Source organism: Mesorhizobium sp. M4A.F.Ca.ET.050.02.1.1 (assembly GCF_003997725.1).
In the GTDB taxonomy this organism is placed as follows: Bacteria; Pseudomonadota; Alphaproteobacteria; order Rhizobiales; family Rhizobiaceae; genus Mesorhizobium.
In genome coordinates, this window is record NZ_RZSG01000887.1 from 1 (window position 1) to 2,307 (window position 2,307).

At 63.9% G+C, this 2,307-nt stretch carries 4 protein-coding genes; 2 read left to right on the forward strand and 2 right to left on the reverse strand.

Features of this window, described 5'->3' with window-relative positions; all coding sequences use genetic code 11:
* Positions 1 to 98 precede the first annotated feature (98 nt).
* A complete protein-coding gene (locus EOA33_RS32695; protein ID WP_127407500.1) occupies positions 99 to 308 on the reverse strand; it encodes an AlpA family transcriptional regulator in 210 nt (69 codons plus the stop codon).
* A gap of 246 nt (positions 309 to 554) precedes the next feature.
* Between EOA33_RS32695 and EOA33_RS32700 the strand changes: the two genes are divergently transcribed.
* Complete coding sequence (locus tag EOA33_RS32700) at positions 555 to 788, forward strand: hypothetical protein (protein WP_127407501.1); 234 nt, start codon at positions 555 to 557, stop codon at positions 786 to 788.
* Complete coding sequence (locus EOA33_RS32705) at positions 785 to 1,366, forward strand: hypothetical protein (RefSeq protein WP_127407502.1); 582 nt, start codon at positions 785 to 787, stop codon at positions 1,364 to 1,366. The genes EOA33_RS32700 and EOA33_RS32705 overlap by 4 nt, the downstream gene beginning before the upstream one ends.
* A 191-nt stretch (positions 1,367 to 1,557) precedes the next feature.
* Here the strand turns inward: EOA33_RS32705 and kdsA are convergent.
* A partial coding sequence (gene kdsA / locus EOA33_RS32710; protein WP_127407503.1) for a 3-deoxy-8-phosphooctulonate synthase occupies positions 1,558 to 2,307 on the reverse strand: 750 nt, incomplete at its 5' end.

Sequence of the window (2,307 nt, forward strand, 5' to 3'; positions counted from 1 at the left end):
ATCCTAGATTTCGGTATGGTGATCAGGGTGACGACGACGCTGATCAGCAGCTCTGTCGCGGCCTCCCGCCGCCATTGCGGCCAGCAGCGCAGCGACGGTCATTTGCCGGCCGCTTTCGCGTCCCGCTCGGCGATGCGGGCTTCGATCCACGCGTCCAGCTCGGTCTTGAGCCAGCCGACGCTCTTGGCGCCCAGCTTGATCGGCTTCGGGAACGTGCCGCGCAGGATTTTGTCGTACATCGTGCTGGTCGGCAGGCCGGTGTAGCGCGTCGCCTCGGGTTCCCTGAGCACCACTCTTTCAGTCGTCATTGTCGCGATCCCTTCCTTTAGATCGTTAGGGCCCAGACAGGTTTTGGCTGGGCTTGATTGGAAGGGTGCGGTACTCTTAGGCCACGTAATAGCGGCCACAAAATTAATAGTTTCGTGGCCCGCCGAGCCGGGCTCGCCGATCAAAAATCGGGCGACGATCCAGAAGTGAAGACGGTTCGGGCTTGCCTTCCAGCGTGGCTTCCACTACGTCTTACAGTGAAAACGGCGAACTACGGAGAAAGCGCCATGAAGGCTTACGAAGACAGGATGCGCCGCGTCGCCAAGCGCCGGGGCCTTGAGCTGGTGAAGAGCGCCCGACGGGACCAGGGCGCCCTCGATTATGGGCTCTACGCGGTCGTCCGCCGTGACACGCCGATCCACCCACGCGGCCCGCTCGGCATCCACGCCCTGACGCTCGCGCAGGTCGAGCAACTGTTAAACAGTGTCGACGACGGTGAGTCGATCGGGGGCCGCGAATGAGCTGGATTTCGTGGCCGACGGCAGTCGCGACCGTTCGCCTTAAGACGGGGTTCGCGCAGAATGAAGCGGAACAGCTTCTCCAGGCAGCCATACGGGAGGACCGATCGGTAGAGGTTCGGGCAGACGAGCACCCCACCTACATCCGGCCACGCCCGGACGGGCAGTGGCTTCCTGTGGACGAGCCCGAGTTCTGCTACGGGTTTTTCGGGGGCCGGGCCGCCGACGCTACGCGCCCGTACCGCCGCGTCAACGAAGTCGATCTGCCATCGTTGAGGGCGTGGCTCTCGACGCTGACGTCAGAGCCGACCACCCAGGATGTCAAAGGGGACGTCGGGCGACCAGACCGCAGTTGGCCGGTTCTGGGCGAGCTACAGCGGCGAGTGGCCGCCGGTGAGGTATGCGAAAAGCTGGCGGACGAAGCGCGGTATCTCACGGACTGGCTGTCGGCGAACCATCGCGACCCCGACTGGAAGCCAGTCAGTGTCGGGACGATAGAAAACAGGATCAGGGATGAGTTCAACCGCTCCAAGGCGGCGCGCGCCCGGAAAGCCGCCGATTCCGGGCTTTTTCGTTTGTAGGTAGGTTTGGCACGTGGCCGAAAACGACCAACAGGCGGAGCGCGAAAAGCGAAGCTATTTCAATACGATAGGCCAGTCTTGGCGACAGACATGGCTTCCTCCTGCCAAGACGCACATTTGCGAGGATGAGGGTAACGCCGGGTATCTGCAACCACAAGCCGGCGCACGAATGGCCCGGACCAGCGCTGATGTCAGCGCCCCTTGGCTACGCGGTCGAACGCCATCAGCCTTTCGAGCAATGCCGGAAGGTCCTTCAACGGCACCATGTTAGGGCCGTCGGAGGGAGCATTGTCGGGATCCTGGTGCGTCTCGATGAACACGCCGGCAACCCCGACCGCCACCGCCGCGCGCGAGAGCGTCTCGACGAAGCGGCGCTCGCCGCCGGTCGAGCCGCCCTGCCCGCCTGGCTGCTGCACCGAATGCGTGGCGTCGAAAATCACCGGCGCTCCGATCTCGGCCATGACCGGCAGCGCGCGCATGTCGGAGACCAGCGTGTTGTAACCGAAGGAGGCGCCGCGCTCGGTCACCAGCACATTGGCATTGCCGGACCCGGTGACCTTGGCGACGACATTCTTCATGTCCCACGGCGCCAGGAACTGCCCCTTCTTCACATTCACGACCTTGCCGGTCAGCGCCGCGGCGATCAAAAGGTCGGTCTGGCGGCTGAGAAAGGCCGGTATCTGCAGGATGTCGACATGCGGGGCGACCAATGCGCACTGCTCGTCGGTGTGGACGTCGGTCAGGATCGGCAGCGCGAATTCCATGCGCAAATCGTCGAACACCGGCAGCGCCGCATCCAGCCCGGCGCCGCGCGCCCCGCTCAAGGAGGTGCGGTTGGCCTTGTCATAGCTGGTCTTGTAGACGAGCCCGATGCCGAGCTTTCCGGTGAGTTCCTTCAGCGCGCCGGCCATGTCGAAGGCATGCTGGCGCGATTCCAGCTG

Bases quoted from the DNA above. Each gene is read 5' to 3' on its own strand.
- EOA33_RS32695 (WP_127407500.1), bottom strand. From the start codon at position 308: ATGACGACTGAAAGAGTGGTGCTCAGGGAACCCGAGGCGACGCGCTAC.
- EOA33_RS32700 (WP_127407501.1), top strand. From the start codon at position 555: ATGAAGGCTTACGAAGACAGGATGCGCCGCGTCGCCAAGCGCCGGGGC.
- EOA33_RS32705 (WP_127407502.1), top strand. From the start codon at position 785: ATGAGCTGGATTTCGTGGCCGACGGCAGTCGCGACCGTTCGCCTTAAG.